Origin of the sequence: Paracoccus everestensis (assembly GCF_021491915.1) — a bacterium.
Lineage (GTDB): Bacteria > Pseudomonadota > Alphaproteobacteria > Rhodobacterales > Rhodobacteraceae > Paracoccus > Paracoccus everestensis.
In genome coordinates this window covers 1437466-1455389 of the sequence record NZ_CP090836.1, presented here as the reverse complement: position 1 = coordinate 1455389, position 17924 = coordinate 1437466, and the positions used below count along the sequence as shown (strand labels likewise).

General features: G+C 63.2%; 11 protein-coding genes and 3 pseudogenes. 4 read left to right on the top strand and 10 right to left on the bottom strand.

Translation table 11 applies throughout. The features are described 5' to 3' along the window. Positions 1 to 4: 4 nt before the first annotated feature. Positions 5 to 688 (top strand): annotated as a pseudogene (locus LZ585_RS07175) (transposase); the annotation flags it as partial. A 57-nt stretch (positions 689 to 745) separates the two neighbouring features. On the opposite strand, the pseudogene LZ585_RS07170 reads toward LZ585_RS07175, so the two are convergent. Further along, positions 746 to 907, bottom strand: a pseudogene (locus tag LZ585_RS07170) (transposase); the annotation flags it as partial. Between the two features lie 592 nt (positions 908 to 1499). Between LZ585_RS07170 and LZ585_RS07165 the strand changes: the two are divergent. Beyond that, complete coding sequence (locus LZ585_RS07165) at positions 1500 to 1985, top strand: DUF4142 domain-containing protein (protein ID WP_234855688.1); 486 nt, start codon at positions 1500 to 1502, stop codon at positions 1983 to 1985. Positions 1986 to 2054: 69 nt separating this feature from the next. On the opposite strand, the gene glgB is transcribed toward LZ585_RS07165, so the two are convergent. Genes glgB through LZ585_RS07150 form a run of 3 tightly spaced genes read right to left on the bottom strand, consistent with a single transcriptional unit; the run spans position 2055 to position 9558 of the window. Further along, positions 2055 to 4217 (bottom strand): 1,4-alpha-glucan branching protein GlgB, encoded by a 2163-nt coding sequence (gene glgB, locus LZ585_RS07160; protein WP_234855687.1) that lies wholly within the window; start codon positions 4215 to 4217, stop codon positions 2055 to 2057. Beyond that, the gene (gene treS, locus LZ585_RS07155; protein ID WP_234855686.1) at positions 4214 to 7492 is read right to left on the bottom strand and encodes a maltose alpha-D-glucosyltransferase; all 3279 of its coding nucleotides are present in this window, start codon (positions 7490 to 7492) and stop codon (positions 4214 to 4216) included. The genes glgB and treS overlap by 4 nt, the downstream gene beginning before the upstream one ends. Next, entirely contained in the window at positions 7492 to 9558 is a 2067-nt protein-coding gene (locus tag LZ585_RS07150) for an alpha-1,4-glucan--maltose-1-phosphate maltosyltransferase (protein WP_234855685.1), read from the bottom strand. The genes treS and LZ585_RS07150 overlap by 1 nt, the downstream gene beginning before the upstream one ends. A 263-nt stretch (positions 9559 to 9821) precedes the next feature. Between LZ585_RS07150 and LZ585_RS07145 the strand changes: the two genes are divergently transcribed. Further along, positions 9822 to 11021, top strand: a complete 1200-nt coding sequence (locus LZ585_RS07145) for an IS701 family transposase (protein ID WP_234855684.1) — start codon at positions 9822 to 9824, stop codon at positions 11019 to 11021. Between the two features lie 360 nt (positions 11022 to 11381). Here LZ585_RS07145 and LZ585_RS07140 read toward each other — a convergent pair whose 3' ends face one another. From LZ585_RS07140 to LZ585_RS07125, 5 genes and pseudogenes are all read right to left on the bottom strand, one after another. Beyond that, a complete protein-coding gene (locus LZ585_RS07140; protein ID WP_234855624.1) occupies positions 11382 to 12572 on the bottom strand; it encodes an IS701 family transposase in 1191 nt (396 codons plus the stop codon). A 121-nt stretch (positions 12573 to 12693) separates the two neighbouring features. Continuing rightward, positions 12694 to 13473 carry an isocitrate lyase/PEP mutase family protein gene (locus tag LZ585_RS07135; RefSeq protein ID WP_234855683.1) on the bottom strand — a complete coding sequence of 260 codons (780 nt, stop codon included), beginning with the start codon at positions 13471 to 13473 and terminating at the stop codon, positions 12694 to 12696. Then, positions 13470 to 14132 (bottom strand): GNAT family N-acetyltransferase, encoded by a 663-nt coding sequence (locus LZ585_RS07130; protein ID WP_234855682.1) that lies wholly within the window; start codon positions 14130 to 14132, stop codon positions 13470 to 13472. Before LZ585_RS07130 ends, LZ585_RS07135 begins: the two co-directional genes overlap by 4 nt. Before the next feature lie 98 nt (positions 14133 to 14230). Then, positions 14231 to 14311 (bottom strand): annotated as a pseudogene (locus tag LZ585_RS14945) (ester cyclase); the annotation flags it as partial. A gap of 241 nt (positions 14312 to 14552) precedes the next feature. Next, positions 14553 to 15296 (bottom strand): hypothetical protein, encoded by a 744-nt coding sequence (locus tag LZ585_RS07125; RefSeq protein ID WP_234855681.1) that lies wholly within the window; start codon positions 15294 to 15296, stop codon positions 14553 to 14555. On the opposite strand from LZ585_RS07125, the gene LZ585_RS07120 reads away from it, so the two are divergent. Then, positions 15261 to 16484: an OmpA family protein gene (locus LZ585_RS07120; RefSeq protein ID WP_234855680.1), complete on the top strand. Its 1224-nt coding sequence runs from the start codon at positions 15261 to 15263 to the stop codon at positions 16482 to 16484. The genes LZ585_RS07125 and LZ585_RS07120 overlap by 36 nt on opposite strands. Before the next feature lie 146 nt (positions 16485 to 16630). Here the strand turns inward: LZ585_RS07120 and LZ585_RS07115 are convergent, their stop codons facing one another. After that, positions 16631 to 17737, bottom strand: coding sequence for a calcium-binding protein (locus tag LZ585_RS07115; RefSeq protein WP_234855679.1), 1107 nt, complete (start codon positions 17735 to 17737; stop codon positions 16631 to 16633). Between the last annotated feature and the right edge of the window lie 187 nt (positions 17738 to 17924).

Sequence of the window (17924 nt, the reverse complement as noted above, 5' to 3'; positions counted from 1 at the left end):
CCCACTGCCGACGCAAGCGGGTATGATCCGATCGAGGATCGCCTGCGGGCGAACGTCCGTGTCACGATCGAAGCCATGTTCGAAGAGGAACTGGCCGGCTTTCTTGGTCGGCTTCGCTACGGGCGCGGCAACGAGCGGGCCAGGGGCTACCGCCACGGGCACCGCGAACGGCAACTCACCGGCACGTTTGGAACTGGGACGGTCCGCGTGCCGCGTGCCCGGATCGAGAACGAGACCGGCCAGGTCAGCGAATGGCGATCGAAGGCACTGCCCCGCTACAGGCGGCTGACGAAGAAGGCCGAGGCCCTGATAACGGCGGTCTACCTGGCCGGCACCAACACGCGGCGCGTCAAGCGGGCGCTGTTCGGGCTGTTCGAGGGCGCGGTAGGCAAGGACGTGGTCAGCCGGGCTTGGGCCGCAAGGTGGAGGTCGACTGGGACACCGCCTGATCCTCGATGGCACCGTGATCAAGACCCGGCTGGACCGCAAGGCCACCAACATCTCGGTGCTGGCAGCGATCGGCGTACGCCGCGACGGCCAGAAGGTGCTGTTGTCCATCCGGAACATGGGCGGCGAAAGCACGGCAGCCGGGCGCCAGTTCCTCACCGGTCTGGATGCCCGCGGCCTGAGACGACCTGAGTTCGTGATCGTTGACAGCGCCCCGGGGATGGAAGCCGCGCTCGTGGCGGGCGACACTCACGGAATGGTTGCCTTTTTGGGAAAGCCCGTTACCGGGCCACCGCCTTTCATGCGGGGGCAAAACCCGATCGCGAACGCGCGCCCTCAACGCTTCGTCTGACCAAGGGGCTTGTCCCACAAAATGCAAAAGGGACTGATGCCTGGCGCAAACACGCGAAGGTGCCGTCACCGCGGCCACCGGCGCCACGCTTTTGCGCGGCGCGGGCATCATCAACCCCGTGCAATCATCAAGGCTCCGCACGATCCACATGCCCGATCACGTTCACCAAGGCTTCCACAAACGCGTCGAACGTGGTTGCCACACAGCCTTCCATGCCGCCCAACCATCACCGTGAACCGACAGTCTATCACAATGCATCCGCCCGCAAGGCCCGGCCCTTGTGACGCCAGGACGATTAACAGGCGGTCGAGTTACGCCTGCGCGAAACATACGGTCGCCAGAAGGCCTCAACCAGTGACGCCTTCACCGGGTCACCTTGCGCAGTATCCCATTATGTTGGGGCAATTCCCGTCCCTGAAGTCCCAGCAATGTGAAGCGATCCTGTTTTCAGCAGCCACGCCATTGCTCATGCCGCATTCTTTGCCCGTCCGCGCACCCAGTCACATAAGGGCCAAGGCAGCTCACCTAATATGCTCGTGTTTTGCCCTTTCTGACCCGGGAACCTTCCGGCGGGCTTTCTGTTGTTCACAGGTCGTACGCCGCAGGGGGATCGACGCCCTGTCCGCCGGAGAGCTTCGGATGGCTGTGTCGCACCCCTGCTCGGATAAATCCGGGCTTATGCATTATCAAGGAGATGAAGATGAAGACCCTTTTTCTTTCCGCAGCCGTTGGTCTTATGTCTATGGGCGCCGCTTGGGCGCAGGACATGACAGCCCAGGAATTCGTCAATCAGGCCGCCAGCGGTGGCCTGTTCGAAGTGCAGTCGAGCGAACTGGCCCTTGAACGCTCGCAAAGCACCGAGGTGCAGGAATTCGCCAATCAGATGATCACGGACCACACGGCCAACAACCAGGAACTGATGACCATTGTCCAGGCCGAGAACCTGACCATGCCGACCGAAATCGCCAGCCCGCATACCGAAATGATGCAGACCTTGCAGGATGCCGAGGGCGAGGCCTTTGACACCGCCTATGTCCAGAACCAGGCCACGGCCCATGAAACGGCAGTCACGCTGTATCAAACCTATGCCGAAGGAGGCGACAACGAGGCGCTGATGGCCTATGCCCAGAAAAGCCTGCCCGTGCTGCAGCAGCACCTGGAACATGCGCAAGGGCTTGGCCAGTAACGTCAAGCCGATGGAAGCTGCCGGTCGCCTGACGAACGGCAGCTTCCATTTATATCGAAGGGGCCAGCGTCAGGCCTTGACAATCGGGGCCAGCACGATGGTCGCAAGCGGAGGAAGCGTCAGGGACAGCGATGCCTGCCGCCCATGCCAAGGGACATCCTCGGTCTGAAGCACGCCCCGATTGCCCACATCCGACCCGCCATAAGCGGCATCATCGGTGTTTAGGATTTCGCTCCATGCCCCGGCCAGGGGGACGCCAATGCGGTAATCGTGATGAACCTGCGGGGTCAGGTTGCACAGGACCACGACCGGAGGGGCGCCATTGTCCGATTTCCGCAGGAAAACCAGGACACTTTGCTCTGCGTCGCTGGCGTCGATCCATTCGAATCCTTCGGGTTCGCAATCCAGCCGATGCAGTGCGGGCTGGTCGCGGTAAAGGTGGTTCAGGTCGCGGACCAGTTTCTGCATCCCGCCGTGCAGCGGATCGTCCAGCAGGTGCCAATCCAGCGACTGGTCGTGGTTCCATTCGCGGTCCTGGGCAAATTCCCCGCCCATGAACAACAGCTTCTTGCCCGGATGGGTCCACATGAAGCCGAAATAGGCGCGCAGGTTTGCGAATTTCTGCCATCTGTCCCCGGCCATCTGGCGGATCAGGGATCCCTTGCCGTGGACCACCTCGTCATGGCTCAGCGGCAGGACGAAATCCTCGGACCAGGCATAGACCATCCCGAAGGTCAGGTCGTTCTGGTGGTGGCGGCGATGGATCGGATCACGCCGGAAATAGCCCAGCGTGTCATGCATCCAGCCCATGTTCCACTTGAACGCAAAGCCCAGGCCGCCGTCCTTGACCGGGCGGCTGACCTTGGGAAAGGCGGTCGATTCCTCGGCGATGGTGATGGCGCCGGGATAATCCGCGCAAACCCGTTCATTTACGCCGCGCAGGAAGTCGATGGCTTCCAGGTTCTCGTTCCCGCCAAACTGGTTGGGGATCCACTGGCCCGCCTCGCGCGAATAATCCAGATACAGCATCGAGGCCACCGCATCCACGCGCAGGGCGTCGATGTGGAACCTGTCCAGCCAGTAAAGCGCACTGGCTTGCAGGAAGTTCGCGACCTCTTGTCTGCCGAAATTGTAGATCAGCGTGTTCCAATCCTGGTGGAAGCCTTGGCGGGGGTCGGCGTGTTCGTAAAGCGCGGTGCCGTCGAACCGGCCAAGCCCGTGCGCGTCGGACGGGAAATGCGCGGGAACCCAGTCGATGATGACGCCGACATCTGCCGCGTGCAGGCGGTCCACCAGCCGCGCGAAAGCCTCGGCCGAGCCATGGCGGCTTGTGGGGGCAAACAGGCCGATCGGCTGATAGCCCCAGGAGCCGGTAAAGGGATGTTCCGACACCGGCAGGAATTCCACATGGGTAAAGCCCATTTCGGTGACATAGGGGACCAGCAGGTCGGCGATGGCATCATAATCCAGGATCTCGTTCTCGCCGCCGCGCCGCCATGAGCCAAGATGGACCTCATAGATCGAGATCGGGGCCTTGCGGTCCTGTCGTTCCGCCCGCTGAGCCATCCATCCGGTATCCTGCCAGGCGTAATCGGGCAGCCCGCTGATGATCGAGGCCGTGCCGGGCGACTGTTCATGCGAAAAGCCTACGGGATCGGCCTTCAGCGGCATCGGCTCGCCATGGGCGCTGATGATCTCGTATTTGTACAGCTCGCCCACCGACAGGCCGGGGATGAACAGTTCCCAGATGCCCGGCCCCTGGCGCCTGCGCATCGGGTGGCGCCGGCCGTCCCAGGCGTTGAAGTTGCCCACGACGCTGACCCGCCGCGCATTGGGGGCCCAGACGGCGAAGGCCACGCCATCGACGCCGTCATGGGTCATCGGATGGGCACCCAGCTTTTCGTAAAGCCGGCGATGGCGGCCCTCGGCCAGCAGGTATTCGTCCATCTCGCCCAGCACGAGGCCGAAGCGATAGGGATCCTCGGCCAGCCAGGTCCGGTCGCCGGATGTGATTTCCAACTGGTAGTGACGGCTATCGACAGGCCCGGCAAAGAAGCCCTCGGGATGGACGCGCTCCAGCGGTATCCGCTTGTCGCCGGAAATCGCCGCGACCTCGGAGGCCTGGGGGGCGAAGACCCGCACCTCGCCATCATGTGGGCCAAGGACGGCGAAAGGATTGGAATGGCTGCCACGAAGGATCGCCGCGATGTCACTTGCCAAGGCTGTTGTCATTGTCCGCTTTGTCCCAGAAGTTCAATGATGCCCCTCAGCGGAATGCCGATCCAAGCGGGCCGGTTGCTCAGTTCATAGCCTGCTTCATAGATAGCCTTGTGCAGCAGGAAGAAGTCCAGCAGCGTTTGCCAGGCTGCCTCATCCTCGGGCAGGCTGGCTGCGCCTTTCGAATAGCCGCGATAGGCTTCCAGGAAATCGCGCATCGTGGATTGCCGCCAATGCTCGATCCGGTCCAGGCCGCGTTCGGCCCCGCCAAAGCTGTCGCGCTGGCGCGAGGCCACTGTCATCGCGGCATAGTCGAAGGACCGCAGCATCCCCGCCACGTCGCGCAAGGGCGAGGATTTCTGCCGCCGCTCGGCCAGGCTGCGGGCGGGTTCGCCTTCGAAGTCGATGATCGCAACGTCGTTCTGGGCCAGCAACACCTGCCCCAAGTGGAAATCACCGTGGATGCGCGACAGCTTGAAGCTGGGCGCGATATCCGCGACCGAGCGCAAGCGCGACAGCAGGTCGTCGCGCCGTTCCAGCAGCGATTGCCCCAGGGGCGCGGCCTCGTCAGGCAGTTGCGCTTGGTCCAGACGGTCCAGCAAGGCCTGCGCCTCGGCTTCCGCATCGGAGGCCCATTGCCCAAGCTGGTCGGCAGTCACATCCTCGGTCGCGAAATCCGGGTCGTCGGTATCGGTCGCCAAAGCCTTGTGCAGTTCCGCCGTCCGCTGCCCCAGAAGCGCCCCGACGCTGAGCGGGAAGTCATAGCCGACGGCTTCCGGCCGCGCCTCGCCGGTCGAGGCCCATGTCTCGTGCTCGTGCAGCTCCAAGCCCAGGGCGTCGACGATGCCGGACCAGGCATCGCCCCGGTTCGGCACAAAGGCAAAGGCCGCCGCCAGCGTGGTCGAGCCATGCACGACCTGGCCCAGATAGCGCGGCGTGTGCTGATAGCCCGCGACTTCCGTCAGGAACTTCGCAACCTCGACATCGGGCTGCTCGCCTTCGCGGATGCGGCGATACAGTTTCAGGATGATCTTGTCGCTGAAGGCGATGGACAGGTTCGACTGTTCCGCGCCAAGCTGCCGGGGATCGCCCGGATCCTCGATCCCGCGCAGGGCGTCCGTGCCTTCAAAGCGCAGGTCGCCATCCGTGCGGCCTTCCTTCAGTCCATCCAGCAGCAGTTGCGGCAGGCGTTCGTCATAGGCGCCGTCGATCAGCGCACCGACTCGTGCCGTATGGCGGATCTTGGCCAAGGTATAGGACAGCTTCGGCGCACCGGGACGCAGGTTTTCGTCCCCCCAGCGGGCCGAGATGGGCAGCAGATAACCCTGTTCCTCGTCGCCCACGGTTACTGTGACGGCGACCAGTTCATGTTCCCCGTTGTTCAGGTCGCCAAGGGGGGTCATGCGCACGGCGTCGATGCCCTTGTCCTTGCCCGCGAACCAGCGCTGCAGGGGCAGCCATTGCGGCAGCACGTCGTTGCGGAACTGCGCCCCCTCGCGCCCGCCGATGGCGGTCGCCACCCGCCCGTCGCGCGTGGTCAGGGTCATGAACTCGGGCAGGATGTCGGGCAGCGATTCATGCCAGGATGGGGTTTCCTCCTCGGCGCTCAGCGCGAACCAGTAAAAGCCATATGCGGGCAGCGTCAGCATATAGGGCAGATCGCCCACCGGCGGGAAAGCCGACCGGCCCGTCAGTTCGATCGGAACGGTGCCGCGATGGCGAGACAGATCCAGTTCCACCGCCTGCGCGCTGTCGGCCAGGTTCGCCACACACAGATAGGCCCGCCCCTCGTGTTCGCGCAGATAGGCCAGAACCTTGCGGTTGCGCGGATACAGCAGGATCATCTCGCCCCGCCCAAAGGCCGGGTGCTGGCGGCGCACGGTGATCATGCGGCGCATCCAGTTCAGCAGCGACGACGGATCGTCTGCCTGCGCCTCGACATTGATGACCTGGTGGCCATAAACGGCGTCGATGATCGCGGGCAGGTAAAGCTGCTGGGGCTTGGCGCGGGAAAAGCCCGCGTTGCGGTCGCCCGACCATTGCATCGGCGTCCTGACCCCGTCCCGGTCGCCCAGGTAGTAGTTGTCACCCATGCCGATTTCGTCGCCGTAATAGATGATCGGCGTGCCGGGCATGGATAGCAGCATGGAATTCATCAGCTGGATCTTGCGCCGGTCGTTCTGCATCAGGGGCGCCAGGCGGCGGCGGATCCCCAGGTTGATGCGCGCCCGCGTGTCGGCCGCATAGGTTTGCCACAGATAGTCGCGTTCCTCGGAGGTGACCATTTCCAGCGTCAACTCGTCATGGTTGCGCAGGAAGATGCCCCATTGGCAGGCCTCGGGGATCTCGGGGGTCTGGCGGATGATGTCGGTGATGGGATGTCGGTCGGCTTGCGCCAAGGCCATGTACATCCGCGGCATCAGGGGGAAGTGGAAGCCCATGTGGCATTCGTCGCCCTCGCCGAAATAGGGGCGGGTGTCCTCGGGCCACTGGTTCGCTTCGGCCAGCAGCATCCGATCGGGAAAATGCTGGTCCAGGTCGGCGCGGATCGCCTTCAGCACGTCATGGGTTTCGGGCAGGTTCTCGTTGTTGGTGCCGTCACGTTCGACCAGATAGGGGATCGCGTCCAGCCGCAGCCCATCAACGCCCATGTCCAGCCACATGCGCATGACCTTCAGGACTTCTTCCAGCACCTTGGGATTGTCGAAGTTCAGGTCCGGTTGATGCGAATAGAAGCGGTGCCAGTAATAGGCCCCCGCGACCGGATCCCAGGTCCAGTTCGACTTTTCGGTGTCCAGGAAGATGATCCGGGTTTCGGGCCATTTCTCGTCCGTGTCGGACCACACATACCAGTCGCGCGCCGCCGATCCGGGTTTGGCGCGGCGCGCCCGCTGGAACCAGGGATGCTGGTCCGAGGTGTGGTTGATGACCAGTTCGGTGATGACGCGGATGCCGCGCCGGTGGGCCTCTTTCACGAAGGCCTTGAAGTCCTTCATCGACCCGTATGACGGGTTGATCGACCGGTAATCCGCGATGTCATAGCCATCGTCGCGCAGTGGGGACGGATAGAAGGGCAAAAGCCAGATCGCCGTGACGCCCAGTTCCTGCACATAGTCCAGCCGCTGCATCAGGCCGGCGAAATCTCCGATCCCGTCGCCGTTGGAATCCATGAAGGCCTTGATGTGCAACTGATAAATGACGGCGTCCTTGTACCAGTCCGCCTGGCTGCGGTCGATCCCGTCGGTGCGGACGGCGAAGTTGGCGTCGGATGGGGTCGTGGCAACATTCATCAGCGGGGAACTCCGGGCGCGAAAAGCTGCCAGATGGCATAGGGCCGGCTGTGCGGCTCAAGCTCCAGCCACTGGTTCTTGCCGTGCCAGGTGAAGCTGTTGCCGTGGATCAGGTCGCGCACCTCGACGGATGCCTCGTCGGGCAGGCCCCATTCCCACAAGGGCACCTCGAATTCGAAGGTCTGGGTGTTGTGGGGGTCCAGGTTGACATGGACCAGGACGAAGTCGTCGCCCGTCTGCTTTCCGTATGACAGCACCTTGTCGCTGGACGCCTTGTAGAAGGTGACGTTGGTAAAGTCCTGCAACGCCGGGTGGCTTTGGCGCAGCCGGTTCATCAGGCGGATGTCGTCCTGGATGTTGCCGGGCTGGTTCATGTCCCAGGCGCGGATCTCGTATTTCTCGGAATTGAGATATTCTTCCTTGCCCGGCACGGCTGCCGCCTCGCAGATTTCGTAGCCGTTATAGACGCCGTAATTGCCGCCAAGGGTCGCCGCCAGAACCAGCCGGGTGCGGAAGCCGGGCCGGCCGCTGGACTGCAGGAAGCGCGGGTTGATGTCGGGCGTGTTCACGAAGAAATTGGGCCGCATGTATTCGCGGCATTCTTCCTGCGTCAGTTCGGTCAGGTAGTCGATGATCTCCTGCTTTTCGTTGCGCCAGGTGAAATAGGAATAGGACTGCGAATAGCCCACCTTCGCCAGCCGCTTCATCACCTTGGGCCGGGTGAAGGCCTCGGCCAGGAAGATGACGCCGGGATCCTTGGCGCGCACCTCCTCGATCAGCCATTCCCAAAAGGGAAAGGGTTTGGTGTGGGGGTTGTCCACGCGGAAGATGCGAACGCCCTGGTCCACCCAGAACAGCACCACGTCGCGCAACGCATACCACAGATCGGGCAACGCGCGGCGATAGAAATGGACGTTGACGATGTCCTCGTATTTCTTGGGCGGGTTCTCGGCGAACTTGATGGTCCCGTCCGGGCGCCAGTCGAACCATTCGGGATGTTCCCGGATCCAGGGATGGTCGGGCGAACACTGGATGGCGAAATCCAAGGCAATCTCAAGCCCGTGATCCTTGGCAGCAGAGATCAGGCGGCGGAAATCCTCGAAGCTGCCCAGTTCGGGATGGATGGCATCATGGCCGCCGTCCTCGCTGCCGATGGCATAGGGGCTGCCGGGTTCGCCTTCTTGCGCGGTCAGACTGTTGTTGCGGCCCTTGCGGTTGGTCTTGCCGATGGGATGGATGGGGGGGAAATACAGCACGTCGAAACCCAGGTCGCGGACATAGGGCAGCCGCGCGATCACGTCGCCAAAGGTGCCGTGGCGGTTCACGTCGCCCGACTGGGACCGGGGCATGATCTCGTACCATGCACTAAAGGCGGCGGCCTTGCGGTCCACGAACAGGGTCAGGGTCTTGTATTCGGTCAGGTTGGTGCGCGGACCGGACGCCTGCATCAGCGCGACCACGGCAGGATCGCCCATGCGCGCAAAGCGGGCTGCCTGAACGGCCCCATCCTCGCTGCCGGCTTCGGCGTGGGCGGCATCGGCGGCCAGAAGTCCGACAAGGGCGGCCCGCCCTTCCGCCGAGGCGCGTCCGTCCTCCAACGCGGCTTGCAGCAACCTGCGCCCTTCTTCCAACTCAAGCGCGATCCTTTGCCCGGCTGCCAACTTCTTGGTGACTTCCTTGTGCCAGGTCGCGAAAAGATCGCGCCAGGCAAGGAGGGTGCATTCGTAATAGTCGTTTTCGGGAAAGACGACCGACGTGGTCCAGCGGTCGTTTTCAACCAGCGTCAGGGCGGATTCCTGGGCCTCCTGGGATGCTTCCCCATGGCCTGCGCGGCGCCAGGAAAGCACGGCCGAAAGGGAATCGTGCCCGTCCGAAAAGATGTCGGCCCGGATCGCGGTCGGCTGACCCGCCACGGCCTTGGCGGGAAAGCGGCCACCGTCGATTTCGATCGAGACCCCTTCGATCACGATGCGCTGCGCGGCAAGCGCGCGCAACCGGGCATCGGATCCTGTTCCAGTGCTTGCAGCGTCCTGCGCTGTCGTGACCTTTGGTTCGTCGCCTGGCATCGTTTCTTCCCTGACCGCTACGTGGCAAGACAACAAGACTTGGCGGCGAAGGTTCCTGTTAAGGGGCGGTCCAAGGCCCATGCAGTTATCACCTGCCCGAATCTTGGCTCGAATTCAGGACCGTATCTGTCCGGGGAGGGTGCCGCTTGTTTCAGCCCATCAAGGAACCAGCCTTGCTCAAGGCCTGCTTCACCTAGCATTACAGTTGCATTTTCCTCTTCTGTCTGAATCCATGCGCTCTCATGATTGATGGGGGGGTGTGGATGGCAGGCTTGTCGGTCGAGGAGACACTGGAGCTTTGGGCCTCGTCGCTTCGTGCTGCGAAGGCTCGCATGCGCCCGCTGTTCACGCAGGCACGGGTTGCGGCATCGGCCGAACGGTTTCTCGACGGTTTGTTGGGCGAGGAACGGCGCAAGACGGGCTGGATGCGAGCGGAGGCGGCTGGAGATCCGGGTCCTTGGCGGCAGCAGGCCATTCTGGGACGCGCCCCTTGGGATGCCGATGCCCTGCGCGATATTGTTCGGGACTACGCCCTGGACACTCTTGCTGATCCCGAGGCGGTGCTGGTGATCGATGAAACCGGCTTTCTGAAGCAGGGCCACGCGTCCTGTGGAGTAGCGCGCCAATACACCGGATCTGCAGGCAAGATCACCAATTGCCAGATTGGCGTCTTCGCCAGCTATGTCTCGCGCCATGGACATGCCTTTATCGATCGGGCGCTTTATCTGCCAAAAGCCTGGACTGATGATCTGGAGCGGCGAACCAGGGCCCATGTTCCCGAGACTGTGCAATTCGCCACAAAACCTGCTCTTGCCCGCGCCATGATCGAGCGTGCGCTGTTGGCTGATGTCCCTTTCTCCTGGGTGGCTGCCGACAGCGTTTATGGCGTCGGCGCCATCGAAATGGCACTGCGCCGCGCCGGCAAGGGCTATGTGCTGGGCGTCAGCGCCAATCATTCCTTCACGTCCTGGGCCAAACCCCATGCCGTCAGCGGAACCGCAAGGGACATCGCGGGAGCCTTACCGCCAGAAGCCTGGCAGCGCCTTTCGGCAGGCTCGGGCACAAAGGGCGAGCGCCTCCACGACTGGGCCTACCTTGATCTGGCTGATCTCGACGCAGGCGACTTCAATGCCGATTTCCGCGGGGTCTGGACCCGAGGCCTGCTGATCCGCCGCAATATCTCTGATGGCGAGTTGGCGTTCTTCACCACCTGGTGTCCGCAGGGCACGGGCATGGATACACTGGTGCGCGTCGAAGGACATCGATGGGCAATCGAGGACAGCTTCGAGACCGCAAAGAACGAACTCGGCCTCGATCACAACGAGACCCGCTCCTGGCACGGGTGGCACCGCCATGTGTCGTTGGTCATGCTGGCCTTTGCCATGATGGCGACCATTCGCCATCACGCCAATGCCGAACCGCCCAAAAAAACCATGCGCAGGATGCCAGCAAACCCAGGCTGATCCGTTGGTCAATCCAGGAGATCCGACGCATCGCCAATCGGCTGGCCCAACGTCGGATCGAACCGGCTCATATCATTGCATGGTCGATGTGGCGAAGGGCCCATCAAGCCGCGGCAAAGCAGGCACACCTACGAAGAAATGTGCAACTGTAATGCTAGTCGAAGGATCGACGCGGTGCTGCGCGATCGACTGCGTAGGCAGGGTGCTGGATTGGCCTAATGTTGTCGGCGCCAGAATGACCATGGCAGAATGACTTCGGTTGGTGGAGCGCGGCTGAGGATGAGCCGCGCTCCACCAAGCGCAGAACTTCTGATGTCGTGAGATATGTCGGCGTGGTGTAAAGCTCGGCACGAACAAAGCTCATGCGACGCTGAGTTGGAGCGCTGGACTCGTTTTGTTCGGTTTTCCCCAAGCGTGACGGCGCTGCTCTGCGGTCAGCCCGGCGAGAAACGCCGCCCCTGCCATCACCAGGCTCATATGCCGGTGCCAGCCGTGCCAGGAGCGGGCCTCACAATGATCGAGCCCCAGATCATCCTTGGCGCGCAGAAAGCATTCCTCGATCATCCAACGCAGCCCAGCTGCTGCGGCAAGCTCGGCAAGCGGTGTGCCGGCCGGAGCAAAGGCGAAGCAATAGGCCACTGCCTCTGGATCATGGCGGCTCCTGCGCGCCAGCATCCAGCGCTCAAACCCGTTCTCTCGCGCCGTTCCCAGCGGCAGGCGAGCCCAGTGGTAAAGACGCGGACCTTTTGCACCTTCCCCTGCTGCACAGCCATGCCACATGTCCGCGTCAAGCGCTGCGAAGAGCGTCGCCGGATCGGTCTGGATGAGCATCTCGTCTTGAAAGAAGCGCACCATGTGGGTGGAACGCACTGCCAAGACATAAGACTGCTTGCGCATCTCCAGCACGCGCCGAAACTGGCGATCCGATCCATAAACGGCATCGGCCAGGACAAAGCGGCAAGGAGTGCCTTCATCCAGAAGACGGGCGATCATCTCGCGTGCCATCGCCGGCTTGGTGGCGAAGGCCACGTCCTCTGGAATATGCGCCTTTGCCCGACGCGCCGCATCTTCGGCCCAGACCTTGGGCAAATACAGGCGCCGATCAACAAGCGCATGCCCAAAGCGGCTGGCATAAGCGGCAAAGACACCGATCTGGCAGTTCTCAACCCGCCCGGCCGTTCCCGAATACTGGCGCGCCACACCGGCAGATGCGGTCCCCTTCTTCAAGAACCCGGTTTCATCCACCACCAGCACCCCGTCCGGATCGCTAAGCGCCTGGATTGCATAGCATCTCACCAGGCGGCAGAGATCATCGGCCGACCAGGAGGATCGACCCAGAAGCGACTGGATGCAGTAAGGACGCTCAAAGCCGGCCTCTTCCGCCAACATCCAGCCGGTCTTGCGCTCGGCTCCCGAAAGCACACCATCGATGAAGGCGCTTGCCGATTGCTGCTGCTCGCGGCGCCTAAATGCCGGCGCAATGATCTCTCTCAATTCCTTGAGCGCGGCTTGCCAGTCGAGCAGTGTTCCCGTCCAGTCCGCAACAGACATACCACCCAGTTCCCGCTAAGCGATATCATGGCAGGGGAACCACAAACCCATATAAACCGCAACTGTAGTATTAGGCAAGGTTGCGCCATGCTGCGGGATGGACGACCGGCGGCAGTCGCCGTCACCCCTCGCGGCTGACGGCTTCGCGTTCACATTGTCTGAGGACCGTCGCCGCGTCATCGAATGCCGCCCACGAGCGTTTGGCAAGACTGCCGCCGACGCTGCAACGCCGGACGCCAAGCGCCGCAAAGGCACGGATATTGTCGTCGTAATCATGCACCACGACGTTGACCGGCTTTGGCGCAACCGCCGCAACCAATTCGGCCACGGCGCCGTGGTCCGCAATGAAGGGCACGAACAGGCAATCCGCCCCGGCCTCGGCATAAGCCACGGCGCGGGCGATGCTGGCGGCGGCTGTCATCCCAGGCAGGCGAAAGTTTTCGTTTCGGCCAATCAGCATGGCCGCCGGGTCGATGGCGTCGATTGCCGCACGGGCAGCCTGCAGGCGTTCCACCGCCAACCCGGTTTCATACATGACGCTTCCAGACCAGTCCTCGATCGAGACGGCTGCGACACCCGTTCCCAAGGCAAGCGAGACATTCTGCGCCACGTCATCGGGCCGATCCGCAAAGCCATTCTCGAGATCGGCATTCACCGGCAAGGGTGTGGCCGATACCAGCATCCGCAGATGATCCAGCACTTCGGCAAACCCAAGCTCTCCATCCTCCTTGCCTGCGGCCCAGGCCGCACCGGCACTGGTCGAGGCGATTGCCCGGAATCCGGCCCTGGCAAGGCGGACGGCGCTGCCCGCATCCCAGGCATTCGGCAGCAGGAAAAACCCCCTGTCATGCATCTGCCGGAAAGCCACACGCTTTTCCGATGCGCTAGGTTCGGTTGTCATGTCAGGCATTCCTCCAGCCTGCGGCGTTGCCGGCCGCACGTGTCAAAGTTGGCAGGTGACAACCATGCCTCGTAGCATGGGCGCAAGCGCAACCAGTCCCCCTCGGTCATGGCGAACCAGGCGGTGTCGCGACTAGTGCCCTTGACGACCATGTGCTGACGGAACACGCCCTCAGGCCGAAAACCGAAGCGGATGGCCGCGCGTTTGGAGGGGGTGTTCAGGTCGTTGCACTTCCATTCGAACCGCCGATAGCCAAGGGCAAAGACATGGTCGGCAAACAGGTAAAGCGCCTCGGTCGCCGCCCGCGTCCGTTGAAGCGCAGGCCCCCACATGATGTTGCCGATCTCGATCACCCCATGGGCTTGGTCGATCCGCATCAAGGCCTGGCGGCCTTCGGCACGGCCCGTGGCCTTGTCGATCACGGCAAAGAACAGCGGATCGGTCGAGGCTGATGCGGTCCTGATCCAGGCGTCGAATTCGGCGCGGTCCCGAGGCGGGGTCTCGAACAGCCATCGAAAACGATCTTCCGCGCCGTCCGCCGATGCCGCCTGATAGAGCGTGTCGGCGTGCCCCTGTTCCAACGGTTCCAGCTGCACATAACGCCCCTCCATTGGCGCCTGCGCCGGACGCGTCCGTGCCGACCAATCTGCCAGATCCATGATTTCCTGTCCTTTCATCGCGCAAGGGTGCCAGTTTGTCGCCTTTTGCATGCGAACCGGCACATGGTCCTTCGTGTCAAGGTTTCTCTTGCAACTGTTCAAATCTGCGCCGCAACGGCAGCCTTGTCGATCACCGACCAGACATTCCGAATTCTGCCCTTCTCGATCTTGTAGAAGACGTTCTCGCTGAACTACACGCGCTTGCCGTTGACGGGCAGGTCGGACAGGGTTCCAACCGGCGTGCAGTCGAACCAAAGCCTGCTGGCGATCATCGGCGGCCTGTGACGCCGCGACCTGCAAGGAACTTCGGCCTGTGCCAAACGGTTATTTCTGCCAGGTGATGACCCCGCTTGAAGGAAGGAAGACGCCATGCGTCGGATCGTTCGCAACACAACTGCCATCGCAGCCTGCCTGTCGCTCTTACTGCCGCAAGTTTCGCAAGCCTTTGTCATCGCTCCTGCATCCACGGGCAGAAGCGCGGATGGTCATGGCGACGCGCCGCTGCGCCTGGCCCAGGCCGAGCGGGAGGAGCCCCCTGTCCGCCGCGGTCAGGCGCAGCGGGCGGAACGTCAAAACCAGCCCAAGGACGAGCGGAAGCCGCAGCGGGCCAGAGAGCAGGCGCAAGATGCGGATCGGCGCCAGGATCGCCGTCAATCGAAGGAAGTACCTGCAAGGCAGGCCGAGGAACGACGCGAGCAAGCCCGCAAGCCTGCCGCCCAGCAGCGGGACGAGCGCCCGCAACGCGAACGCCAGCGCCGCGAGGCTGCACAGGACAAGCAAGAGGCAGCCTCTCAGCGGAAAGAACGTGCGCAGGAACGCGTGCAACAGGAACGGCAATCTGTCCGAACGCAGGAGCGTGCCGAGCAGGATCAGAAGGATAGAAATCCCCGGCGGGCCGAGGAACGCCAGAGGTCTCAACAAGGCGGGGAAGCCGCCCCGCGCCGCGAGCAGGCCGAGCGCCGCGAACGCGACCAGAACCGGGAACGTCCCGCCGCACGCGAGCAGGAGTCCGAGCGCCCGGCCCGGCGACAGTCTGAAAGGCAATCCCCGGGCGCCAACCCCGATGACAATGGCGGCCGCCAAGGCGCGCGCCAGCCAGCCAAGGCGAATGCCCCGGCCGAGCCGGCCGTGCGGGACGCCCGTCAGCAGGAAGAACAGCAGCAACGCAATATAACGACCCGTGGCGAAGGCACGCCGCAAAGGGCTGCCGAACCTGCGCCGAAGCAGGCCCGCGCAGCGGACGCGGATGCCCGTCAGACCAAAGCTGCCCGGCAGGCTGCGCGTGAAAGGCGGGCCGCCCGTGCCGCTGCACTGAACGAGGACCAACGGGGAGAGATTGTCGAACAGCGGATCACCCGAGAGAACAGCCGATCATCGGACGAGGATTTCGAGACAAGCCTGCGCGATGCCTTGCGGGGGCGCGATCAGCAGCGCGCGGAGGCGCGCGACGACAACAACGACGACGACAACAACGACTTGGCCAAGGCCCTGCTGCTGGGCCTGGGCGCGGTTGCGGTCGGAAGCTATCTGAACAACAACCGCCAGGTCGCGCTGAGTGCTCCCGACCGGGTCGTGGTGACCCGCGCCGACGGCAGCCAGGAGGTGATCAAGGACGAGGTCGCCCTGCTGCGCCAGCCCGGATCCACCGTGGCGACCGAGAACTTCGATGACGGATCGTCGCGCACCGTCGTGACCCGCGCCGATGGCAGCCGCGTCGTGACCATCCGCGATGCCGATCTGCGCGTGCTGCGCCGCACGCTAGTTTCCCCCGACGGCACCCAGACCCGCCTGATCGACGACACGGCCGAGGTCGAACCCGTCGATCTGTCCACCCTGCCGGCCCCCGCGCCGGTCACGGCCACCGGCGTGTCCCAGGACGAGGCGGCCTTGCGCGAAGCCTTGCAACGGCAAGTGAATGTCGACCGCCGTTTCACGCTTGGCCAGGTGCGGTCCATTCCCCAGGTTCGCGCCCTGGTCCCGCCGGTCACGATCGACGCCATCACCTTTGACACCGGATCGGCGGCGATCTCTCCTGACCAGGCCAAGCAGCTGTCGACATTGGGCAGCGTGATCCAGGACGCTGTTGCGCAGAACCCGCAGGAGATGTTCCTGATCGAAGGCCATACCGATACAGTCGGCGCCGATGCGGCAAATCTGGCGCTGTCCGACCGCCGCGCGGAATCGGTGGCCCTGGCACTGTCCGAGTATTTCCAGGTGCCGCCCGAGAACCTTGTCGTGCAAGGCTATGGCGAACAATTCCTGCAGGTTCGCCAGGAAGGCGATGTGCGTGAAAACCGCCGCGCTGCGGTCCGGCGGATCACCGATCTGCTGCAAACGGCAGATGCGCAGTAAGAAACGCAGCAATTGCAACAGGGCGTTGTTTGGATAGCAGGGCTTCCCGCAGGGCATCAACGATGCTGTGGCAACGCAGGCTGACGATCACACTCAGTCCAGAGGCTTGGCGGCCTCTGGACGCAGTTTTTGCCGGATGGGAAGGCTCAGAACAGGAACATCGACGGGATAAGCTCGGCCGCCTGGAAGTTGTCCAAGGTGATCGTGTCCTCCCCCAATGTGATGACCGCATCCTCGCCCACCTGCCGCGTCCCTGCCCTGAGTGCCGCAAAGGTCGTGGCATCCACATGGCCCGACAGGTCGATCTTGTCGGCCAGCGAGAAATCCAGGATCAGGTCATCGCCTGAATCGAACGGCCGCTGCCCCTTTCCGAAGATATCGGAAGCCTTGAAAATGAAGCGGTCGTTGCCGCTGCCGCCCGCCAGCACGTCATTGCCGGTCCCGCCGTCGATCCGGTCGTCGCCGCCGCCACCCTCGATCCGGTTCGCGGCCTTGTCGCCGATGATGGTGTCCGACGCCTTGGTGCCCTTGACGTTCTCGATGCCGGCCAATTTATCGGCCCGGTCGGCCGATACGGCCTGCCCGATATTCAGCCTGATGTCGGCCGCTGTTGTCAGCATCGAATAATCCGCCGTGTCGATGCCGGTGCCACCCTCAAGCCGGTTGATGCCCGCGCCGCCGTCAAGCGTGTCATTGCCCGCACCACCCTCCAGCAGGTCGTCCACGGCTTGGCCGTAAACATTGTCGTTGCCGTCTTGGCCGTAAACCCGGTTGTTGCCGCCCAGGCCGCTGAGGTTGTCATTGCCGCGGCCACCGTAAAGGTCGTTGGCGCCGGCATTGCCCGACAAGGCATCGTCAAAATCGCCGCCCAGCAGGTTTTCGATCTGCACCAGCGTATCGATGCTGTCACCGTGAAAGCCCCTGCCGATGGTCAGGTCCAGCACGACCCGGCCATTGGCCTGTTCATAGCTGGCAAGGTCGATGCCGCTGCCGCCGTTGAGCAGGTCGGATCCCGTGCCCGATACAAGGATATCCGAACCCTCGCCGCCGAATAGAGAGCTTGGGCCGATATCGGCGAAAAGCCGGTCGTTGCCCCATCCGCCTTCCAGGATGTCCAGGCCGGTTCCTGCTCGGATCACGTCATTGCCGCCGCCACCCCGAAGCGTGTCGTGGCCCCCTTGACCGAAGATGAAATCATCCAGCGTCGTGCCGTCGATGAGGTCGTGCAGGTTGGAGCCGTTGAAGGTCGCCATTGTTCATTCCTTTGCAAAAAATACCCTGCCATCATTGCGATCGCTGCCGTGGCGCACGAGTGCGGGACTGGCCACAATGGGTCCGCATCCGTCAGCAAACGTGGATGGACAGGGGGTCAAGGCCGGCGTAGGCAGGAGCTTTGTCCTCCCGCAGCGGGCCTGATAAAGTTGCCAGCAGGCGACCGCA